General features: G+C 65.9%; 9 protein-coding genes and 1 tRNA gene. 5 read left to right on the forward strand and 5 right to left on the reverse strand.

Features of this window, described 5'->3' with window-relative positions; all coding sequences use genetic code 11:
- The first annotated feature begins 34 nt into the window (after positions 1–34).
- From AC4PWQ_RS02765 to AC4PWQ_RS02785, 5 genes are all read left to right on the forward strand, one after another.
- Positions 35–523 (forward strand): HAD-IA family hydrolase, encoded by a 489-nt coding sequence (locus tag AC4PWQ_RS02765; RefSeq protein ID WP_492089718.1) that lies wholly within the window; start codon positions 35–37, stop codon positions 521–523.
- Complete coding sequence (locus AC4PWQ_RS02770; RefSeq protein ID WP_492089719.1) at positions 520–1,815, forward strand: HAMP domain-containing sensor histidine kinase; 1,296 nt, start codon at positions 520–522, stop codon at positions 1,813–1,815. The genes AC4PWQ_RS02765 and AC4PWQ_RS02770 overlap by 4 nt, the downstream gene beginning before the upstream one ends.
- Positions 1,816–1,999: 184 nt before the next feature.
- Positions 2,000–2,761 (forward strand): ABC transporter ATP-binding protein, encoded by a 762-nt coding sequence (locus tag AC4PWQ_RS02775; RefSeq protein ID WP_371174200.1) that lies wholly within the window; start codon positions 2,000–2,002, stop codon positions 2,759–2,761.
- 2 nt (positions 2,762–2,763) lie between these two features.
- Positions 2,764–5,151, forward strand: a complete 2,388-nt coding sequence (locus tag AC4PWQ_RS02780; RefSeq protein WP_492089720.1) for an FtsX-like permease family protein — start codon at positions 2,764–2,766, stop codon at positions 5,149–5,151.
- A 1,219-nt stretch (positions 5,152–6,370) separates the two neighbouring features.
- Positions 6,371–7,579, forward strand: a complete 1,209-nt coding sequence (locus AC4PWQ_RS02785; protein ID WP_492089650.1) for an IS110 family RNA-guided transposase — start codon at positions 6,371–6,373, stop codon at positions 7,577–7,579.
- A 105-nt stretch (positions 7,580–7,684) separates the two neighbouring features.
- Here AC4PWQ_RS02785 and AC4PWQ_RS02790 read toward each other — a convergent pair whose 3' ends face one another.
- From AC4PWQ_RS02790 to AC4PWQ_RS02810, 5 genes are all read right to left on the reverse strand, one after another.
- On the reverse strand, positions 7,685–9,745 hold the full coding sequence (locus AC4PWQ_RS02790; RefSeq protein ID WP_492089721.1) for a hypothetical protein: 2,061 nt from the start codon (positions 9,743–9,745) through the stop codon (positions 7,685–7,687).
- 595 nt (positions 9,746–10,340) lie between these two features.
- The gene (locus AC4PWQ_RS02795) at positions 10,341–12,392 is read right to left on the reverse strand and encodes a M3 family metallopeptidase (RefSeq protein WP_492089722.1); all 2,052 of its coding nucleotides are present in this window, start codon (positions 12,390–12,392) and stop codon (positions 10,341–10,343) included.
- Positions 12,393–12,526: 134 nt separating this feature from the next.
- Entirely contained in the window at positions 12,527–13,588 is a 1,062-nt protein-coding gene (locus AC4PWQ_RS02800; RefSeq protein WP_371164564.1) for a GNAT family N-acetyltransferase, read from the reverse strand.
- Positions 13,589–13,757: 169 nt separating this feature from the next.
- A complete protein-coding gene (locus tag AC4PWQ_RS02805) occupies positions 13,758–13,895 on the reverse strand; it encodes a hypothetical protein (RefSeq protein WP_371152097.1) in 138 nt (45 codons plus the stop codon).
- A gap of 369 nt (positions 13,896–14,264) precedes the next feature.
- Positions 14,265–14,349 (reverse strand) — tRNA-Leu (locus AC4PWQ_RS02810).
- Positions 14,350–14,606: the final 257 nt, after the last annotated feature.

Below are 14,606 nucleotides of genomic sequence, written 5' to 3' on the forward strand. Positions count from 1 at the left end.
ACAACGAGTCTCTTGGGACCCATAGACGTTTTTCGTGCGCCGCTTCACTCCCACCGGCACGCAGGTGCCCGGCGGGATGGACGTGGTGGTGGCCGGCGACCAGGTGGCCCGGCTGAAGCCGGACCCGGAGTGCTACCTGAGCGCCTGCGAGCAGCTGGGCGTCAGCCCGGGCCAGACCGTGGGGTTTGAGGATTCGGGCTCCGGGGTGGGCGCCCTGCTGGCCGCCGGCGTCAACGCCGTTTCGATTCCGTACATGGTGCCGATCGAACCCCACCCGCGCCTCTCACGGGTGCGCAGCCTGACCGAGTGCAAGGACCGTACGCGCTGCCTGGTGGCCAATCGCGGCTCGGTGTGCTCCAAGGCACAGATCATCCGTGAGGTCTGGGGCGATGAGTACACCAGCGAGGGCACGCTCAGCGTGCACATCCGCCGCCTACGCACCCGGATCGAACCGAACCCGGACTCCCCCACCTACATCCACACCGTGTGGGGGCGCGGCTACCTGTTCGAGGCCCGCCCGTGAGGTTCCTGCGAGGGGCAATCGCCGCGCTGGTGGTGCTGTTCGCGGCCGCCGGTGCCGCCCTCTTCTACCTGGCGCTGAGCCCCGCCCCGCCGCCCGCCACCGCAGACCTGAACGACGTCGCCCGCCGCCTGGAGGCCGCCTGGCCCGACCTGGCTTCCGTGCCGGCGCACCTGCGCCAGCGGGTGGTCATAGTGGACGCAAACGGTACCCTGCTCACCCCAGCCGACCCCGCCGGCGCTGACCCGCAGGACGCCGGCCAGAAGGTAGACCCGCTCTGGCTGGCCGGCTGGAGCGGCGCCACGCGGCCGCTGCTCATGCCCGTGCGGGACCGGGGCCAGCTGGTGGCGTGGGTGTTCCTGGACGACTCCCTCCCGGCGCGCCACTCGACCGAGCGCCTGGCCCTGGCGGGCAGCGCGGCCGCCGCCCTGGCCGCCGGTGCCCTCATCACCGCAGGTAGCCTGGCCTCCCTCCACCGGCGCGTGATCCGCCCCTTCCGGGAACTGGAGCGATTCGCCACCCGGGTGGCAGCCGGCGAGCTGAGCGCCCCGCTAGAGCGCGACCGCGCCGGGGCGTTTGGGGCCTGGAGTGAGAGCTTCGACCTGCTGCGAAGCGAACTGGAGGACGCGCGCCGCCGCGAGGCCACCGCGCGCGAAGCACAGGAGGTGCTGGTGGCCCAGATCGGCCACGACCTGCGCACGCCAGTTGCCACCATCAGCGCCACCGCAGAGCTGCTTCAACTCACCGAGCACCGCCCGGAGGTGCTGGACCGCCTGGGAGTCCTGGTCGCCAAGAGCGCCCAGATCGACTCCCTCATCTCAGACATGTTCTCCGCCCACGCCCGCCAGATCGAGGCGCTGCCCGTGCGCCCTACCGCCGTCACCGGCCAGGAAGTTGCAGACCTCGTCCGCCAGGCCGACCACCGACACCTGGCCACCGTCGCCGACTTCCCCGCCGTCCTGGTCAGCACCGACCCCCAGCGCCTTGCCCAGGTGCTAGACAACGTCATCCAGAACTCCTACAAGTACGCCACCACCCCCCTGGTGGTGGAAGCGTGGCTGGAGGAGCACGCCCTCCACGTTCGCCTCACAGACAGTGGGCCCGGCGTCTCCCCCGACGAGCTGGGCGTCATCTTTGCGCGCGGCCAGCGCGGCGCGGGCGCCGCCGGCACGCCGGGGCAGGGGCTCGGCCTGTTCACCTGCGCCCAGTTGATGGACCGGATGGGCGGCCACATCTACGCCTCCCTGCCCGCCGCCGGCGGCTTTGCCGTCACGCTCACCCTTCCCCTCGCCTAAGCGCTCGCACCCGGCCGCCCCGCCGCTAGGGCGATTGGGAGGCGTGGCCGGCGCAACGTCGTCCATCCCAGTGCCGCCCCAAGGCGGGCGGGCGGCAAATCGCAGGCGAACCTTAAGAGTTTCGTAAGGACTTGCGCGCACCGGCCCCGTTAGCGTCTAAGGCGTTGAAAAGAAAGGCCACACAATGGACCCCCACGCCACCCACTCGGTGCTAGTCACAACCAAGCTCTCCAAGACCTTCTCCGTCGGAGGCAGCCAGCAGCACGTCCTGCGCAACCTGGACCTCCACATCACCCAAGGCTCCTACACGGTCATCATGGGCCCCTCCGGCGCCGGCAAGTCCACACTGCTCTACGCCCTGTCCGGCCTGGACCGGCCCAGCCTGGGCGCCGTCACCCTGGCCGGCCAGGACCTCACTCGCCTGAAGGAGGACGCCCTGGCCAGGTTCCGGCGCGCCCACTGCGGCTTCGTCTTCCAACAGGTCCACCTGCTCGACTCGCTCAGCGTGCTGGAGAACCTGGAGACCGTCGGCCTGCTGATCAGCCGCGATCGCGCCGCCGTCACCGCGCGCGCCCGCCAGCTCCTGGAGCGCGTCAACATCCCCGAGCGCGACTGGTCCAAGTTCCCCGCCATGCTCTCCGGCGGCGAGGCCCAGCGCGTGGCCATCGCCCGCGCCCTCATGAACAGGCCGGCCGTCGTGTTCGCCGACGAGCCCACCGGCCAGCTCAACTCCGAACACGCCGCCGCCGTGCTGGACCTGCTGGACGACGTCCACTCAACCGGGCAGACCATCGTGATGGTCACCCACGACGTGCGCACCGCCTCCCGCGCCGAGCGCGTCCTCTACCTGCGCGACGGCAAGGTGGCCGGAGAGTGCGCGCTCACCGGTACCGGCGCCGAGCGCACCGCCGCCCTGACCGGCTTCCTCACCGGAATGGGGTGGTGAGCGTGACCGCCTCGAAACTGCTCACGCTGCGCAACGCACGCAAGCACCGTGGGCTCTTCTCCGCCGTTTTCCTGCTCTCCCTCATCGCCGGGCTGCTCAGCAACGTCGCCGTGGTCATGCTCACCCAGCACTCCACCTTCCTGACGGACTTCGCCGCCAAGCTGGACACCGCCCAGGCCGTAGCGATCGTTCCCGCCACGCCCGCCGCCACCCAGATGGAGGAACGCCTGCGCGCCGACAAGCGCGTGGAAGAGCTGACCGTGCGCCCGGGCGTGGGAATCATGGGCCAGATCCCATTCGCTGACGACACCATGCCCGCCAACTTCTTTTTCTACGACGTCGACGCCGCCCCAAAGATGAACCGCTGGCAGATGTCCTCTCAATCCCCGGACCAGCACGACTCCCCCATTTGGGTGCCCGCCACCCTCGAAGCCGCCGGCCGCTACAAACTGGGCGACGAGCTCACGCTCACCTCTGCACTTGGCGAGCGCAAATTCCACGTACAGGGATTCCTGGAATCGCCCTACGGGGGAATGCCGAGCATGGGCCTGCTCTGGTTCGGCCTGCCGCACGACGACTTCACCGCCCTGCAGAAGGAGGCCGACGATTTCGTGTCCGCCGCCGGCGGCATCGCCGCCGTGGAAGCCGCCGCCGGCGCCAGCTTCGGTTGGGTGCCCTCCAGGCTCCTGGAGGTGCGCAGCGGCAACGTCGAAGACGGGCGCGCCGCCGTGCAGGCGGCCCTAGAGGCGTCCAACCTCGAGGACGAGTCCTGGGAGATGGACCTCAACATCGTCGTGCAGGGCAACAGCATCTCCGTGGGGCTCGTCTCCGTCACCATCCTGGTCTTTGCCATCATGATCGCGGCCGTTGCCGTGCTGGTGCTCGCCTTCATGCTGCGCGCCGCGATGCGCGACGACCTGCCCACCGTGGGGGCCCTGCGGGCCCTCGGCTTCACCAGCGCCCAGGTGATGCGCCCGCTGGTGCTGCCGCTGACGGTGCTGGCCGCCCTCAGCGCCGCCCTCGGGGCCGGGGCCAGCTACGCCGTCTTCCCGTTCCTGGGCAAGCTGCTGCGCAGCCAGACCGGCCTGTACTGGCAGGCGGAGTTCTCCCCCACCGCCCTGGCCGCCGTCATGGCAGCGCTCGGTGTACTCATCTGGGCAAGCGGTGCCCTGGCCGCGCGCCGCGCCGCCAAGCTCACCGCCGTGATGGCCCTGCGCGGCGGGCAACGCGATCACTCCACCTCCCGCAACCTGCTGCCGCTGCGCCGCACGCGCGGCTCGCTGCCGGCCCTGCTTGGCATCAAGGAGCTCCTGGCCGCCCCGGGGCACGCCCTGCTCATCCTGATCGTGTCCGCCGCCTGCTCTCTCGGTTCCGTCTACGCCCTGTCAGGCACCGGACTCCTGATCGATAAGGAACGCGCTCTACCGCTCTTGACCGGCGGCATCATGCCGCAGGTAACCGTCATAGACAGCGACCCGCGCCGGGCCGAATACGCCTTGGAAACCGCCCGGGCTCTGGAGGGTGTGCAGGCGGCCTTCTACTTCAACCAGGGCAGGCTGAGCACCGACGAGATCGGCCTGTTCGCGCTCATCGCCGACGAGTTCGACAAGCTGCCCCTCAACCCGCTGTACGAGGGCCGCTACCCGCGCCACGCCAACGAGATCGTGGTGGGTTCCAACATCGCCAGCCGCTTCGGACTGGAGGTAGGGTCCACCTGGGAGCTAAAGCGCAAGGGCACCACCGCCACCTACCTCGTCACCGGCCTGGCCAGCAGCGCGTTGAACGCAGGCGAATTTGCCCTCATGACGCGAGAGGGCTACCGCAGCATGGTGCCGGACGCCAATCTCTTTAACGTCGGGGTATATGCCAGGCCCGGCGTGGACGCAGCGGAGCTGACCACTCGGGTCAACGCGGCATTCGACAACGAGGCCCTAGTGGTCAACTCCCAACGTGCTCTCCAAGTGCAGGTATCGGGGTTCCAAAGCATGGTGCCGCTGCTGACCTACTCCCTGATGGTGTTCGCAGTGGTGGTCGTGGTCCTGGTGATCGGGCTATTCACCTTCTCGCTGGTCTCGCGCTCCCTGCCCAGCTCCGGCCTGCTCAAGGCCCTCGGCTTCACCTCCAGGCAGGCGGCCAGGCGGGTGCGCTGGACCGTGCTGCCGCCCGTGTTGCTGGGCGTGATCGGGGGTGGTGCGCTCGGGGCGGCCCTCATCGGCCCGCTGCTCACTCTCACCCTGTCCGGGGCGGGGATTAAGAAGGTGGCCGTATCCATCCCGGTCTGGCCCAGCTACCTGGTCACCGCCTTCACGTTGGCCACCGCGCTCGTGGTGGTCTACGCCGCCACGCGCCCGATCTCCCGGGTCTCCGCGCGCACCCTGCTGGTCGACTAGCCACGACAGCTTAAAACCAAGCGGGGCGTGGAGAAGAACGAAGCATGGCCTCGCCTAGAAAAATCAATGGTTTCGCGTCACAAGGCTCATAGGCCCAAGAACACCGCGCCTCCCCCAAAAGGGCTCTTCACAGATGAGGGTGTTGCTGGGGTGAGGGTGGTCGTCGCGCGTGGTAGCGGCTCCGTTGCCTCCGTGGTGCCTGTGCTGTTGGGATCGCTGGTGGCTCGGTCCTGGGGCTGTCTTGGGGAGGCCGTCCCGGTGGAGCGGTGGCGGTGTTGAGTAGGAGCGGGAGCAACGCCAGAACACCGGCCAGGTGGTGGACGGCATGCGCGAGCGCCTACCCGGGGGCACGTAGCAACGCGGGCTGCGGGCCCCTGGCCGGTGGGAGCGGGCTGTGGGCACCTGGCCGGCGGGAACGTGCCGGGTCGGTGGGAGCATGCCGGGGGGCCCTGGCCGGCGGGAACGTGCCGGGCCGGTGGGAGCGGACCGTGGGCCCCTGGCCGGCGCGTGTCGGGCCGGGTCGGTGGGAGCGGGCTTTGGGCCCCTGGCAGGTGGAAGCGGACCGTGCCGGTGGTCGTTGCGCAAACGGTTGCGTCTTTATGGTTCCTGTTTGGCCCTTGTTGTAGCGCTCGTGGCTTTCTTGCACCTCTTGTAGCCCTACGGGGCCGATTAACGCCTCAATAGGTTGCACAAAGGCGCAAGAGGAACAACAACGGCCCAAGAACTGCAACAAAGGCCCAACCGCTTGCGCAAGCCCCCGGACCGCAAGCCACCCGCCACCTGGCGACGGATAAGACCAAAGCGATCAGGCGCGGCGCGCGCGAACGCGACCGGCACACCCCTGCCTCGCAAATGCTGCAACGGGGTACATGCGACCGCTTGGTGCCATGGCACCGCTCGGTCGCATGTACCCCGACCGCACGCTTGTACGCTCGGGGGCACCGCGCCACCACCCACCACCCACCACAGCCCCCACCTTCAGCTGTGAAGAGCCCGTTACCTTGTTTGTGGCTCGGTTGTTCCGGGCTCGGCCAGCTGTCGTGGGCATGATGGTTTGCCCCTGTCTAACCAATGATCCGGGGGGTGTTGTCACCCACGACAGTTGGGCGCTGGTGACCGCTGATTAGGGGAACGACCCGCTTGTAGCGAGGTCTTTCGTAACGTGGGTGCGGGACTAGCGACCGTGGCGCTGGCCGTGGTTTAGCAAGGGGCAGGACACATGGAAGTAGACCAGATCTCAGTCTTTGTCGGCATCGACGTGGGCAAAAGCGAACACTGGGCTCACGCCCTAGACCGCGCGGGCAAGAAACTGCTAGACAAGCCTTTGCCCAACGACGAGTCCAAACTCCGCTCGCTCTACCAAGACCTAGCTAGACACGGCACGGTCTTGGTAGTGGTGGACCAGCCAGCCACCATCGGGGCCCTGGCCGTGGCAGTAGCCCAAGACATGGAAATCACCGTGGCCTACCTGCCAGGTCTGTCCATGCGCCGTATCGCCGACCTAACCCCGGGCAATGCGAAAACAGACAAACGTGACGCCGCCGTGATCGCCATGGCTGCTTTGACCATGCCTCACACCCTGCGCGCGTTAGGCGATGGAGAACAGGACGGCCCGGCCTTGGCGATGCTGACCGGGTTTGATCTGGACCTAGCCCGTCAGGTCAACCAGACAGCAAACCGGATCAGAGGCCTGTACACCCAGATCCACCCCGCCCTGGAAGCTGTCCTTGGCCCCAAACTGGAGCATGACTCCATACTCCAGCTCATCAACACCTACCCCACCCCAGCCCAACTGAAGAAAGCTGGAAAGACGCGGATTGCCGCCAAACTCAAAGCCAACGGAGCCAAACTCTACGCCGCATGGGCCGACCAGATCGTCCAAGCACTAGCCAAACAAAGTGTCACCGTTGCCGGCACCCAAGCCGCAGGCACAGTCCTGCCCCACCTAGCCCAGCAGCTAATCACCCTGCACGCCCAACGCAAAGACATCGCCACCCAGGTCGAGCACCTAGTGCAGGCCCACCCTCTTTTCCAGGTCCTGACTTCCATGCCCGGGATCGGAATCAGGACCGCAGCTGTTTTCCTCGCCGAGACCCTGGGCAAGACCTTCCCCACCGCAGCCCACCTAGCCTCCTACGCCGGTCTAACCCCGGTAACCAGACGCTCGGGCAGCTCCATCAGAGGTGAACACGTATCCAGAACAGGCAACAAACGCCTCAAACGAGCCATGTTCCTAGCTGCCTTTGCCTCCCTACGAAGCGATGCCACCTCCCGTGCTTACTACGACCGTAAACGCGCCCAAGGCAAACGCCACAACCAAGCACTCCTCGCCCTGGCCCACCGCCGCATCCTCACCCTGCACGCCATGATCCGCACAGGCACCCTCTACGACCCACAACCAAACCCGAAACTCGTTCAAGCCGCTTGACAAACAACATAGGGGCACCCCCCCAAAAGCCAGGATGGCGAACGATGCGGGTATACAAATCGTCATACCATTCCCAAATGCACGTCAACCAACGGCAAAGTCGCATCAGTTAGTTAACGAATTGGTCAAATGCTTGCCGATGTAACCGATAACCACCGCACCCAGATCGTTGACACGATCCTCCAGGTAAATACGCGGGCTCGTCGACCCTTTCGTTTGCACTTCGATGTGGGTGAACATTTTCCGCCTTCCCGAACTATCCACCTGGGGCGAAACGTGGAAGTTGCGCTCATCCGCCATCTTCCTATTATTCTTCACTAATTCCGACTCGGTCTGCCTGAAGCGCTCCGGTGAAAAGTGTACGTACCCCTGCACACTCTCAGCTTTCAAAAATTCTCTCAACCCGCCATTAAATGCCACATCTATTTCCCCCTTCTTGCAGGCGACGTAATTGTCGAGGGTTTGCAATATATCGACGATCCAATCAAGCCAGTTCTCGCCTTGAGATTTTCTGCTTAGCGCCATCGCCTCCGACCAATTGCATTCAAACATAAGGTGGGGATAGGCGACTGGAGCTAATTCCTCTAGCTCTTCCCAGCCGTCGATATCTTGTCGCTTATAACCCTCTACGCGGGCATAGGTAGCGGAATCGTTGATCGAGTTGGCACGCAAGGCCTCGCGCGCTACTCTCAGCTGGTACCGCGCTTCCTTGAGCTCGTCCCTCACCACACCAATCTCGTATTGAAGTTCATACTGGAAAAATTTAAGCTCTTCCATACTCTCATTGTGCGCTTCACTCTCTTGAGCCACCCTTTCAGAGTAGGCAAAATAGTCGTTCTTCAACTTTTCCAATTGGGCCTGAACGATTTGCCGCGATTCCACCTCCTGCTGATTGCTATTCTCCAAAAAGGCGATCTTCTCATTTGCCGCAGACAACTCATTCCTCAGGGCAGAGATTTCCGCAAATAGCGCAGCTTGATCGACTGCGTTATGCACCCCGTCGCGCACGCTTGCACCTGACTCTTCGCCAGAGCTATCTCTCGCGGGCAAGCGTTCCGAAGTAGCTTGCCCTCTTTGAATCGCCTGAGCGCTTTCGCGTAGACTTTCCTCCGCGCGCTCCAAAACCCCTTCGAGTGAAGGTCGGCACTGGATTGACCGCTCCGCACGGCCAGCGCCGGCAGCCTGACCTACCCGGTTTTGATCGACACTAATTTCCAAGCTGCCCAGATTCGCATCTAGGGCCATCGACAGTTCTTGCGACGACAAAGTTCGCAAACGCCGTAGAGACTTTTCGACCGGACGTGCTCTAAACTCATCTCTACAGATGCGCCCAAACATCCGCTCTAATACATCCGTTCTGGATGTTAGCAATTTTTTCGCCGAAATGGCTCTATGCAACAATCCTCCGTTTGGATCCGAGATCGTCGCATTAACCTTAAACAGTCTCGGAGAATACTCCCTCAACTGAAGCGAGGGTGACGCCTGTTCGTTGAAGACACGAGCCATCTCCTCTGTCAAGATGAAAGTGGCCGCCTGGCCTAGGGTCTTGCTAGTTAATCGTCCTAGCCTGTCTTGCCACACCTTTATATCCACGGTGCCATCTTCGCTACAAAGAATTACAGCAGATGCTCTCCGTGGATTCTCGATTGATGCAATTAACCTATCTAGCTCCCGCCTGCTATCCACTATCTCCGGGCGGGCCGGAAGGAGCAACTCCCCTTCAAAGCACCGATAGGTCCTCAGCCACTCCCTGAGGAATACGGGGACTTCGGTCCAAACTGAAGACTCTTCTCGCCTCACATCAGGGGCGGCATCAACTTCAAGCAGTACCGTTACTCTCGCACTCTTTCCTTTCGTATCTAGCGTGATTAGAACCGATGTTTCCCAATGCCCATTCTCGGGAGGATCTTTATATATCAGGTGCGCATAATCGGCGCCTCCACCGCTAGTGCCTTTGGAATACGCGACGGCTGCACCTCTTTTGGTCCTCAATACCTCATTTTCTTCAAGCTCATCTATTCCCTTGATACGCTTTTTGTTCTTTAGCCAGCTGAACACGTCTGCCAACAGTCGAGAAATCGCGTTCTCTTTAGCCAATGCCGGCGTCGCATCAACATCTATCGAGAAACAGGACCTATATCCGAGCATTTCGCCCTCCCACAGCATCTGGTTGGTATGGAAGTTCAGAGGTAGGCTGAGATTGTAACGTCCGGATGGTTTGGATCAGCGTTCATCAGTCGTTGTGTCCGTGAGTCCGGTGAAGTGCACCGGGATTGTGTTGAGCGTGCTGGCCGGAAAGATGACGTTTTGTCGAGGCAGCCAGGCGTGAGTGGATCGGTCAGCAGTGGCTTGGACGGTGGAACGCTGATTTTGTTGAGATGGGCAAGACTGGCCGTGCGGCGGGCAGGTCCAGGTCTTCGGTTTGCGAGCAGCATTCGCTCCGCAAGGACTTGGAGCTAGCCCAGGTCCTAGACGAGGGCTGGTCTCGGGTTTTGGGACCCTTCACGAGTCAAGCGATCGTTGCGGTTACCTCAAGCCCCGGGCGGCCGCGCGCACGGTGCTGAGCACATCACGGCGCCAATCCGCTCGGCCGACGCGTTCGGACGCCCGCGCCAACGACGGTCAGCATCTTCACGCCACAGGGTCCCTCGACTGCAGGCCGCAGGGCTGCGGGGCGGGGGTGGCGGTTAGCAAAACCGCCACCCCCGCCCCAGCTTTAGGGTCCGGCCCGGTCAAACCGGGCCGGAGAGTCAGCCCCCGGTCAGGCCAGGCCGCGCTTGGCCAGCAGGTGCTTGACCTCCGCGTCCCGCCCGGCGAAGGCCCGGTAGGACTCCTGGGTGGGCCTGGTGTTGCCCCGGCTGAGCACCTCGGCCGCGAAGCGGCGCCCGGCCTCCCGGTTCAGGCCGCCGTCGCCGTCGATCTCCCCCTCGGAGCGGAACCACGCCACGGCGTCCGCCGCCAGCACCTCGGCCCAAATGTAGGCCCAATAGCGCGCGTCGTAGCCACCGGCAAAGGTGTGCGGGAAGTAGGTGGTGCGGTAGCGCGCCACCACCTCGCTCGGGTCGAACCCGGCCTGGCGCAGCAGCTCGTCCTCCTTGGCCAGCACGCCCTCGGCGTCGACCGGCAGCTGGTCCATCTCCAGCTGGTGCCACCCCTGGTCCAGCAGCGAGGCCGCCAGGTACTCCGAGGTGGCGTAGCCCTGCCCGAACTGGGCCATCGCCGTCAGACGCTCCACCAGCTCGGCCGGCAGCACCTCGCCGGTGTCGATGTGGCGGGCGTAGTTGGCCAGCACGCGCGGGTGGGTGGCCCAGTTCTCGTTGAACTGGCTGGGCAGCTCCACGAAGTCGCGCGAGGTGTTCGCCCCGGCCAGGGAGGCGTACTTGCAGTTGGAGAGCAGGCCGTTCAGGGCGTGCCCGAACTCGTGGAAGGCCGTGGTGACCTCGTCGAAGGTCAGCAGCGTGGGCTGGCCCTCGCCCGGGCGGGCGATGTTCTGGCAGTTGACCACCACCGGGTAGGTGCCCTCCAGGTGGGACTGCTCCACCAGGTTGTTCATCCACGCCCCGCCGGCCTTGCCGTCGCGCGTGTAGAAGTCGCCCAGGAACAGGCCGATGCCGTTACCGGCCTCGTCCTTCACCTCCCAGACGATCACGTCGTCCGCCCAGCCCTTCAGGTCCTCGCGGCGCTCGAAGGACAGGCCGTAAAGCAGGTTGGCGGCGTAGAACACGCCGTTCTCGATCACGCTGCCCAGCTCGAAGTAGGGGCGCAGCACGTCGTCGTTCAGCTCGAAGCGCTCCTTGCGGGCCAGGGTCTCGGCGCGCGCCCAGTCGGACAGGGCGAAGGCCTCCACGCCGTCGATCTCGCCGGCCTTGGCGAGCACCTTGGCCAGCTCGGCCCGCTCCGCGCGCAGCTTGGTGCGGGCCGGCTCCACCAGCTGGCCGAGCAGCCCCATCACGTTCTTTGTGGTGCGGGCGCCCTCCTCGTCCACCGCCAGGGCGGCGTGGTTGGCAAAGCCCAGGAGCTTGGCCGCCTGGTCGCGCAAGCGCACGATCTTGAGCACCAGCTCGCGCGTGTCCGCCTCACCGCTCGCGCCCCGGGAGATGGAGGCGGCGTGCACGCGGGCGCGGGCCTGCGCGCTCGGCAGGGAGGCGACGATCGCCTGCACCGTCGGGTTGTCCATGCTGGTGAGGAACTCCCCGTGGCCCGCCTCTGCGGCGGTGGCCGCCAGGGCGGCGCGCGCCGACTCATCCAGCGTCTCTACCTCCGCCGCGCTCAGCTCAACGGCCGACTCCTTCAGGCCCGCCACCACCTTCTGCTGGTACTCGGCCTCCAGGCCCGCCAGCTGCGCGTTCAGGCCGCGCAGCACGTCCTTGTCTGCGGCGCTCAGGGCGATTCCGCCGCGCTCGAACTCGCGCAGCTGCTCGCTGACCCACTGCTTGGTCTCCGCGTCCGCCGCGCTCAGGTCCACAGACTTGATGCGCTCGTACAGGCGCTCGTCCAGCAGGTAGGCGTCCGTGTGCGCCGCCAGCAGCGGCGCCAGGCGCAGCTCGGCCTCGTCGTAGGCCGCACCGCCCACCGCGCCGGCCAGGTTCCAGAACACCGCGTTCGCGCGGGTCAGCAGCTCACCGGCGCGCTCCAGCGCCTCCACCGTGTTCTCCACGGTGGCCGGCTCCGTGCTGGTGGCGATCTGCGCCCACTCGGCCCGCTCGATTTCCATGCCCTCCACGATGGAGGCCTCCATCAGCTCCGGCGTGAGCAGCTCGAACTGCGGCAGCTCGTAGGGCAGCGGGGAAGGCTGCGCCAACGGGTTAGTCATAGTTATTCCTTTCGGTTTTCTTCCTTAAGTTTCAGGGGCGGCCGCCCCGCTAGGCCGCCTAGTTGAGCGCAGGCGTGCGTGGACGACGTCGTCCACCCGCCTCCCCCACCAAGCGGCCGGTGGTGAGAAGCGGCCTAGTCGGTGCCGGGCTCCGACGCCAACCCAAGGGCCCGGCGCACGTTGGGAGGGAAGAATCCCGGCCCCTTGAGCACCTTGCCGTCGGCGCGGTAGATCGGCTTGCCGTCCGCGCCCAGCTTGGAGAGGTTGGAGGCCTGCACCTCCGCCAGCACGCGCGGCAGCGAAATGCCGGCCTCGATCGCCATGCCGTAGATGACGTAGACCAGGTCCGCCAGGGCGTCGGCGGCCTCCACCACGTCGCGCGAGTGGTCGTCCTCCTTCAACGCCTCCGGCAGCGCGGCCTCGAACGCCTTGCGGGCGCTGGGGCCGTAGACCGCGCCCACCAGCTCGGCGCACTCCTCCAGGATCAGGCTCATGCGCATACCGATGCGATCGAAGTCCACGCTCGGCACCTGCCGGCCCATCGGCATCAGGTAGGTGGCGTGGAACTGGTTCACCAGGGCCTCCGGGTCGCGCGGGTCCAGGGGCAGCTCGCCGGCCACGCCCGGGCCGTCCCACGGGGAAGCGGGCACGCCGCGCGGGTCAGTCGCCAGGAGACTGCCCACCCACTGGTCCACCAACGGCTGGCCCACCTTCAGCACCAGGGACTTGCGCCTCGTGCCCTCCCGGACGAATCCCATCCGCCAGGCGGTCTTCCAGGACGGCCAGTTGCCCACGGCCGCGCCCCAGGTCAGGGCCGTCAGGCCCAGGTCGTTGAACGCGTGCTGCGCCACCAGCTCCAGAGCGCGGTGCATGTAGCCGTGGCCGCGCTGTTCACCGGCCAGGTAGTAGCCCACCTCGGCGCGCCCGTCCACCGGGGTGCGCAGCGAGATCATGCCGATCGGGGTGGCGTCGGCGGCCCCCACCCTGATAGCCCACTCCCGGCTGTCGCCGGCCCACGCCTGCGGGACCAGCTCGCCCACAAAGAACTCGGCGTCGCTCAGTTGGTAGGGCGTCGGCACGATGGTCCACCGCTGGATGTCTGGGTCCTGGCAGATGCGGTAGATGGCCTCGACGTCCGCCTGGCTCGCCGGGGTCGCCAGGAAGATCTCGCCGTCGCTGAGTACGTAGGGTTCCATAGGGCACCAGTCTAGGGGGCCAGGAGCGGCGGTCCCGTCCGGGGCGGCCTGGCCCGCCCGGCCAGGCGTGGGCGCGCGCGGGTACGAGTTGGCCCCCTGCGAACGAATCGCAGGGGGCCAGGGTCGGGATTGCCGGCGCCGTCTAGGCGGCCGGGCCTCGGCACGCGGGTCAGGCGGCCAGACGCAGCGCGCGGCTGGCGGCGGCCAGGCGGGCCTCGGCGCGCTCGATGCGGCCGGCGGCCGCGTACTTCGGCAGGGAGGCCACCTCGCGGGCGGCCTGCTCGTACTCGTGAATTGCAGTGTTCAATTCCATCTCCTCTTCTTCTTCGTCGCGCGCACCCGTTCGGCTCGTTTGCCGGCGCTGGGTGCGCGGTGGTATTTGGCTCGTGTCGCACGCTAGGGGCTTGCCCGGCCGCGCCGCCCGGCGCGCAGCGTTATTGCTGCGCCGGCGGCGCCGCGCGCATCGCGTTACCGGGCATGCGGGGCGGTGCCCCAGCACCTCTGGGTTCGCGTGATCGTTTCTGCTCAGGGGGCAGGTTGATCCAAGCTGCGCGTACAGCAGGTGCGCGGCGCGCACGAGCATGCATTCCATATCAACGCAGCAAGACCGGGTTTTGTTCCCGGCGCGTTCAGCGTGGCCGGCGTCGTGAGAAGACCGCGGGAGAGACATTCGCAGTGTCCGAGGGGGGACTTGAACCCCCACGCCCTATATCGGGCACTAGCACCTCAAGCTAGCGCGTCTGCCATTCCGCCACTCGGACTAGTGGCCGCAATTGCGACCTGGGAAAACTTACCACCGGTCAATGCAGAAACCAAACCGGGCGGAGTGCGGTTCGTCACCGCCTCGCTCCGCCCGGTTCGCTCCCGCCGCGCCGATCCGCGCGCCGGCGCGCGCGAACGCCCTGCTGAAGCGGCGCACGAAAAACGTCTATGGGTCCCAAAGAGACTCGTTGTCACGGTAGGCGATTTTGCCGAATATCGGCTTTCACAACCGAACCAAGTAGACACGACATAAACA

It is taken from the genome of Buchananella sp. 103232 (assembly GCF_058725725.1).

Coding starts and splice junctions, on each gene's coding strand:
- AC4PWQ_RS02785 (WP_492089650.1), top strand. CDS start 6,371: ATGGAAGTAGACCAGATCTCAGTCTTTGTCGGCATCGACGTGGGCAAA.
- AC4PWQ_RS02800 (WP_371164564.1), bottom strand. CDS start 13,588: ATGGAACCCTACGTACTCAGCGACGGCGAGATCTTCCTGGCGACCCCG.
- AC4PWQ_RS02795 (WP_492089722.1), bottom strand. CDS start 12,392: ATGACTAACCCGTTGGCGCAGCCTTCCCCGCTGCCCTACGAGCTGCCG.
- AC4PWQ_RS02790 (WP_492089721.1), bottom strand. CDS start 9,745: ATGCTGTGGGAGGGCGAAATGCTCGGATATAGGTCCTGTTTCTCGATA.
- AC4PWQ_RS02775 (WP_371174200.1), top strand. CDS start 2,000: ATGGACCCCCACGCCACCCACTCGGTGCTAGTCACAACCAAGCTCTCC.